Genomic DNA, 6973 nt, shown 5'->3' on the forward strand with positions numbered 1-6973 from the left:
GCGTGTTTTCCTGCGCTCGAGCGCGCGCGGCGGGCGGCAGGACGGCGTCGATCTTTGGCGAGCGCCCGCTGACCAGCGTGGCGTCGGTGAGGTACCCGGCCGCGGCGGCGAGTGCGACGTTGACCGCGAGCGCCTCGTCCTCGTCGAGCGACAGAGCGGGCAACGCCTGGCCGCGACGCAGCGCGTACCCGCCGCCCTGCCCGGGTTCGGCATCCACCGTGTACCCGAGTTCTCGCAAGCGCTCGACGTCGCGGCGCAGCGTTCGCGGCGTGACGCCCAGTTCCGCAGCGAGCTCGGGCCCGGACCACACGGTGCGGTGGCCGAGCAGGCTCAGCAGTTTCAGCGCACGCGAGGTCGGATCCGTCACGCACTCAGTGTGACTGCGGACAGGATCTGTCCGCAATGGGGTCCACGATGCCCTCATCAGCAGTTGAAGTACTCGAGAGAGGCAAGATCATGGGTTTCCTGGTTCCCCAAGCACACGGCGAAAAAGACGTTCTGATCATCCACATCCTGTATCACCTCGCGCAAGTGCGCACCACGGTGTACGGACTCACCAACGAGCAGGCACATTCCGTTCCGTCCGCATCCTCACTGAATCTCACGGGGTTGTTGCGACACTGCGCGCTCGTGGCTGCGGGATGGTCCAACATGGTTGCGCAACAGACCAATGTTCCTGATGTTCCGGAGGACATCGGTGAGGACATGTACATGGAGGATTGCGTGTCCCACCCAGCAACGCTGGACGAGACGCTCGAGTTCTTCGACCGATGCGTGTCCTACGCGTCCGAGCAGATGGAGTCCATCACCGATTTAAGCGCCCCCATGCCCGTCCCGGACGCGCCGTGGTACCCGCCCGAACTCGAATCCTGGGAGGCTCGTTGGGCATTGACGCACATCATTGGTGAACTCGCGCGCCACGTGGGCCACGCGGACATCATTCGCGAGTCGATCGACGGCAAGGGTTCCTACGAACTCAACGACCTGGTCGACGGGCTGGACCCGAATCGGGAGTGGTGAACGGTGGGCCGGCAGGGTCTTAGCACGCCAGGTTGGCGTGACGAGGCAGCTCTGCCGAGCCGGTTCTAGACGGCACTGGTCCGCCGAACGGCTCAGGTTGCTGGAGCTATCAGTCCAGGGCCTTGAGCCGCACGGCGGACCATTCCTCGGAAATGGCCACGTTGGCGTTGAGCGTCCAGTTCAACTCGTTCACGCGGGTCCAAATGGTGTCCCGGTTGATGTTGGATCGGCCGCCCTTGAGGTAGCCGATCCACGCTGCGCGGGTATCCCGGAGGTCTTCGAGGTTTGCTTCCAACAGGTCGTCCAGGTTGGCGCGACTCATGGCGAACAGCACCGCAACGTCCGCGTTATCGGCGTGCTCCACGTAGACCGCGTCCTCCGGCAGCGGTTCCAGGAGGTCGCGCGTTTCCGGGGTGTCCCCGGCCTTGTAGACGGAGGAACCGGGCTTGATCAGCAGCTTTTCCGCGGGGGTCTTAGGCATGGGTTCATCCTAGAACTGCGGGGTTGGATTCGTCCCGCATCAAGAGCTTCGCCTGTTCACCCTGCCGCGCGACCACGCGCTCGAGATCCACGCCCGGCAGGGATCCGCCCTCAACAACCCATCGACCGTCCACCATGACCCGATCCGCCCGGTGCGCACCACACAGCACCAGGGATGCGACGGGATCGTGGGAGCCCGCGAAGCGCAATTCATCGCGCGTGAACATGGCGATATCCGCCCTGGCCCCGGGCTCCAGGACACCGATGTTGTCCCAGCCGAGTGCTCCCGCGGACCCGCGAGTAGCCCAGTTCAGAGCCCGCGAAACGGCACCCGGGAAGGCCCCGCGGACAGCCGCTGAATGTTCAAGGCCGCACGAACTTCCTCGATCATGTTGGAGCCGTCATTGGACGCGGAACCGTCCACGCCCAGGCCCACGGGCGACCCGGCCTCCTCGAGCTCCAGGGCTCGACACGTCCCCGATCCCAATCGCATGTTCGACGTCGCGCAGTGGGCCACACCCACTCCCGCGGCGCCCAGGCGCGCGATTTCGGAATCGTCCAGGTGGATCGCGTGCCCCAACCACGTCCGCGAGCTGAGCCAGCCCACGGACTCCAGATAGTCCACCGTGCGCAGGCCGAAGCGTTCGCGGCAGAAGTCTTCTTCGTCAATGGTTTCGGCCAAGTGAGTGTGCAGCCGCACGTCCAGATCGGTGGCCAGGGCCGCGGTGTCCCGCATGAGTTCGCGGGTAACGGAGAACGGGGAGCAGGGCGCCAAGGCGACCCGGATTCTGGCGTCCTCCCCGCGCTGGTGATACTTCTCCACCACGCGTTGGGAATCGGCCAGGATGGTGTCGTGATCCTGCACCGTGGACTGGGGCGGCAGGCCGCCGTCGTCCTGGCCCAGTGACATGGATCCGCGGGTGAGCATGGCGCGGCGCCCAGGCGTTGCACCACGTCAACCTCGATATCCACGGACTCTTCCATGCCCGCCGGGAACACGTAGTGATGGTCGGCCGCCGTGGTGCACCCGGACAACAGCAGTTCGGCCACCGCCACGGTCACGGCCGACTCCAGGGCGTCCGGAGTGAGCCGAGCCCACACCGGATACAGACCCTGCAACCAGGGGAACAGTTCGGCATCCGCCACCGGCGCCCAAGCGCGCGTGAGCGTCTGGTAGAAGTGGTGATGCGTGTTGATCAGGCCGGGCAGCACCACGTGGGCGGCGGCGTCGAAAACCCTGTCGTACCGTGTCGGCTCCGATCCCGCGCCCACCATCTCCGTGATGACCCCGGTGCCGGTGTCCACCACCAGGCCGCGGCTCGCTTCAGTATTCTCGCGGGAGGACGTGTGGATACCGGCCGGATCTTTGATCCAGAGCAACGTGCCGTTCGGCTGCGTGGTCGGGTCTTGGGTGGGACGTTCGAGGGTCATGGCGCACCTTTCCGGGCAACCGCCGTCACCCGTGATGAGCTCGGCATGGCACCGAGCCGGCTCAGTGTTCCTGTCTGCCGATCCAGGTGCCGCAGGTTCGCGGAGGCCAACGCGGCACGGGCCAGCGCTGAAGGCGCGACCGTCCCGGTGCGATTTCATATTCCGGAAATCATAATTAACACTCCGGAAATAAAAAGTGTTGCTCGTCACAGTCTGACAGCGCTACGCTCGACAGCACAACCGCCACGGCGGGTCCTTTCAGGGCTATCTACCGGGCACGAATCCAGTACAACGTAAGCCGCAAGGCGAGTACATGGACCCGTGTATTCCGGGTCTCGTGCACTTTGTGGGCTACCTCAGCACCGACAAGCCGAACCCCGTGATCCGGAGAGCATCGTGAAAAAGCGACCTGCGTCAGCCGCCACCACCCCGCAGCGCCCCGAGGACGAGTACCTGGCGTCGGGCGTTCACTGGCCTACGGCCTACAACACGTCCTGACCATGTACGGCGGCGTGATCGCGGTGCCACTCATCATCGGAACCGCCGCCGGTCTGGACGCGACCGAAACCGGCATCCTGGTGGCCGCAGCACTGTTCATCGGCGGCCTGGCCACCATCCTGCAGAGCATCGGTGTTCCCTTCCTGGGTGCGCAGTTGCCGCTGGTTCAAGGTGTGTCCTTCGCTGGCGTGGCCACCATGTTGACCATCCTTCAGGGAACGCCCGGTAAGGAAGGCCTCCGTGTCATCTTCGGGGCGGTACTGGTCGCTTCAGCGCTCGGATTCATCCTGGCGCCGTTCTTCGCCAAGGTCATTCGGTTCTTCCCGCCGGTCGTCTCCGGGGTGGTCATCACGACCATCGGCGTGACGCTCATGCCTGTGGCCGCGGGATGGTCCATGGGTGCCGAAGGGGATCCGTCCCACGGTTCCGTAGCCAACATCGGCCTAGCCGCGTTCACGCTGCTGGTGGTTCTGCTGCTGTCCAAGGTGGGTTCGGCGGCGATCTCACGCTTGTCGATCCTACTGGCCATCGTGATCGGCACAATCGTGGCGGCCCTACTGGGCCGCGCCAACTTCTCCGGCGTGGGCGAAGGTCCAGTGGTCGGCTTCCCGACCCCCTTCGAATTCGGCACGCCGCTGTTCGTCGCCTCGGCCATCCTGGGCATGTTCATTGTGATCATCGTGACGATGACCGAGACCACCGCGGACATCGTGGCCGTGGGTGAGATCGCCGAAACCGGTGTGGATTCTAAGCGCATCGCCAACGGCCTGCGCGCGGACATGCTGTCCTCCACGGTGGCTCCGCTGTTCAACACGTTCACCCAAACCGCCTTCGCGCAGAACGTGGGTCTGGTCGCGATCACGGGTATCCGCAGCCGCTTCGTCGTCGCCGGAGCCGGCGTGATCATGGTGGTGCTGGGACTGCTGCCCGTGCTCGGCCGGGTGGTGGCTGCCGTGCCCTCTCCCGTGCTGGGAGGTGCCGGCATCGTGCTGTTCGGAACCGTGGCGGCGTCGGGAATCCGCACCCTGGCCGGCGTGGATTACCGGTCGGGTCTCAACCTGGTGGTCGTGGCCGTCTCGATGGCCATGGGCCTGATCCCCGTGGTCTCGCCGACTTTCTACGAACAGTTCCCGTCCTGGATTCAGGTGGTTCTGGGTTCCGGCATCAGCGCCGCCGCGCTCACCGCCGTGCTGCTCAACATCTTGTTCAACGAGCTCACCTTTGGCTCGCGCCCGGGCTCGTCCGAGCTCGCCGCGTACCCACCGCGTGTGTTCCCCAAGTCCATGCTTCAGGGCCTCCAAGAAGGCGACACCTTGGTCAACGGCGCCTGATCGGCGCGGACGGCCAGGAGATCGCCGTGGTCGATGACCACCTGGTCGACGAGGCCCGACGCCGCGTGGAGACCGGCGAGCTCACGGACACCGGCCAGATCCACCGCGTGTACAAACGCGACGGACTCTGACCTTTCCCGCCATCCTCACCCGAAACAACAGGAAGAAAACACCATGACAACCGATTCCGCTACGGCAACGACGCCCTCCGACGCTGACGTCCAGAAGCACCTGCAAACCGCCATTGAGGCGGCCGCCCAGAACGCATCTGTGGACGGCGGCCCATTCGGAGCGGTGGTCGTCACGGCCGACGGCCAGGAGTTCGTTGCGGTCAACCGCGTCACCGCAGATCACGACCCAACGGCCCACGCAGAAGTGTCCGCCATCCGCGCAACCTGTAAGGCCCTGGGCACGCATGACCTGACCGGCGCCGTGCTCTACACCAGTTGCGAACCGTGCCCCATGTGCCTCTCGTCCTCCCTATGGGCGCGCCTGGACGCGGTCTACTTCGCGGCCGATCGGTACGACGCCGCCGACGGCGGTTTCGACGACGCCGTGTTCTACGAGTTCTTCACGGCCACCCCCGAGGAGCGAGACAAGCTGGTCCCGGTCCGCCACGTTGCAGTGGACAGCCGGAAGGGGCCCTTCGAATCCTGGGCGGCCAACGCGGAGCGCGCCGAGTACTGACCCATTTCTGTCACTGGACCGCGAGGGGGCGTCTCCTGCGCGCCCGGTGGGGTTATGCGTGTCTGAACATGGGCGCACACTGGAGGCCCACACACCGCTCCTTTCGGAGGTTTGGTCCCATGTTCATCTTCAACACAGCCACCACCGCCAACGGCTTCCTGGCCGATCCCAACAACTCACTCGAATGGCTGTTCCAGGTCAAGAGCGAGGCACCGGACGTGGAGCCGTTCACTCAGACCGTCTCCGTGTTCGTGATGGGTTCGTCAACCTATGAATGGTTGCTGAACACCGAGAACATGCTCGAGCACCCGGAGAAGTGGAACGGGTTCTTCGGCGACCGGCCCAGCTACGTGTTCACGAGCCGGGACCTTCCCGTGCCGCCCGGCGTGGATGTCCGGTTCTTGAACAGCTCCGTTCCCGACGCGCTTCCCACGATCACGGAAACCGCTGGCGAGGGCGTCGTGTGGGTCATGGGCGGTGGCGACCTGGTCGGCCAGTTCCTGGATGCCGGTGCTCTCGACCGCATCATCATGACGCTCGCGCCCGCGTTCCTTGCCAGCGGAAAGCCGTTACTTCCGCGCACTGTGTATCCCGGCCGCTTGACCCTCATGGGCGCGCGGACGGTCGGCCAGTTCGTGGAGATTACCTACGACGTCGTGAACCCGAGTCCCAGCGCATAGGACATCTTTGCCGGCGGTCGTGTGCTGGTAGGCGCTGCCGACCCGTCTCTGCCGCTCGCCCTACGCGGAATCGTTCGCAATAAGCTTCTGGTCGTGTCACCCTGAAGCCATGACGCACGAACACCCGGAGCACAAGGCACCCGTCACCGCCCAAGAGTGGGATGCCCGCTACGACACCGAGCACATCTGAAGTGGCAACCCGAACGGCGCGCTGGTGGCCGAGGCTTCATCGCTCACGCCCGGATCCGCATTGGACGTGGGCTGCGGTGAGGGCGCGGATGCCGTGTGGCTTGCTCAACGAGCTTGGTCCGTCACGGGCGTGGACGTCTCCACCATTGCCGTGGGACGCGCACGTGCCGCTGCGGATGCCGCCGGAGTGGAGGTCAGATGGTTGGTTCAGGGTTTCCTTGACGCGCCGTTTATCGATTTTGATCTGGTGTCCGCCCAGTACCCGGCCATCCCCAAGGTCGGCGACCATGAGGTAGAACTGCACTTCGCTCAGGCAGTGAAGCCCGGTGGACTGCTCATGTTCGTCCATCACGTCATGGACGACGGCCCTCACGGATTCGATCCCGCGGACTACGTGATGCCGGAGGACATTGCTCAGTACTTCGCTGACGCCGACTGGGATTCCCTGCTGGACGAAGTCCGCGAGCGCCACGTGTCCGGCGGGGCCGGGGCACACCATTCACAGGACCGGGTGATTGTGGTGCGAAGACCGATGTAATTTACGGCCGCACTCAGACCTTCACGCTATAACCGCGGTTTTGTACAAAAGCGTCAAGAATGCCTGTATTCTGAGTGCATGAGTGATATGACCGTAAGTGACGCTCGGGCCCGACTAGC

6 protein-coding genes and 2 pseudogenes are annotated in these 6973 nt (G+C 64.7%); 5 read left to right on the plus strand and 3 right to left on the minus strand.

The genetic code is table 11. The features are described 5' to 3' along the window. Window positions 1-403, minus strand: a 403-nt coding sequence (locus YO9_RS0108260) for a helix-turn-helix transcriptional regulator (RefSeq protein ID WP_223286295.1), incomplete at its 3' end; no start/stop codon positions are given. Between the two features lie 11 nt (window positions 404-414). Between YO9_RS0108260 and YO9_RS0108265 the strand changes: the two genes are divergently transcribed. Continuing rightward, entirely contained in the window at window positions 415-1020 is a 606-nt protein-coding gene (locus YO9_RS0108265) for a DinB family protein (RefSeq protein ID WP_223286296.1), read from the plus strand. A 109-nt stretch (window positions 1021-1129) separates the two neighbouring features. On the opposite strand, the gene YO9_RS0108270 is transcribed toward YO9_RS0108265, so the two are convergent. Together YO9_RS0108270 and YO9_RS17605 are read right to left on the minus strand one after the other, a co-directional pair. Beyond that, window positions 1130-1501, minus strand: a complete 372-nt coding sequence (locus tag YO9_RS0108270) for a hypothetical protein (RefSeq protein WP_016997036.1) — start codon at window positions 1499-1501, stop codon at window positions 1130-1132. A 4-nt stretch (window positions 1502-1505) separates the two neighbouring features. Beyond that, window positions 1506-2931: pseudogene (locus YO9_RS17605) on the minus strand (8-oxoguanine deaminase). A 393-nt stretch (window positions 2932-3324) separates the two neighbouring features. Between YO9_RS17605 and YO9_RS0108285 the strand changes: the two are divergent. From YO9_RS0108285 to YO9_RS0108300, 4 genes and pseudogenes are all read left to right on the plus strand, one after another. Further along, window positions 3325-4891: pseudogene (locus tag YO9_RS0108285) on the plus strand (nucleobase:cation symporter-2 family protein). A 43-nt stretch (window positions 4892-4934) separates the two neighbouring features. Then, a complete protein-coding gene (locus tag YO9_RS0108290) occupies window positions 4935-5447 on the plus strand; it encodes a nucleoside deaminase (RefSeq protein WP_016997041.1) in 513 nt (170 codons plus the stop codon). Window positions 5448-5566: 119 nt separating this feature from the next. After that, window positions 5567-6127, plus strand: coding sequence for a dihydrofolate reductase family protein (locus YO9_RS0108295; protein ID WP_016997042.1), 561 nt, complete (start codon window positions 5567-5569; stop codon window positions 6125-6127). Between the two features lie 214 nt (window positions 6128-6341). Further along, complete coding sequence (locus YO9_RS0108300; protein WP_016997043.1) at window positions 6342-6854, plus strand: class I SAM-dependent methyltransferase; 513 nt, start codon at window positions 6342-6344, stop codon at window positions 6852-6854. The last annotated feature ends 119 nt before the right edge of the window (window positions 6855-6973 follow it).

It is taken from the genome of Kocuria atrinae C3-8, assembly GCF_000286355.1.
GTDB lineage: Bacteria > Actinomycetota > Actinomycetes > Actinomycetales > Micrococcaceae > Kocuria > Kocuria atrinae_A.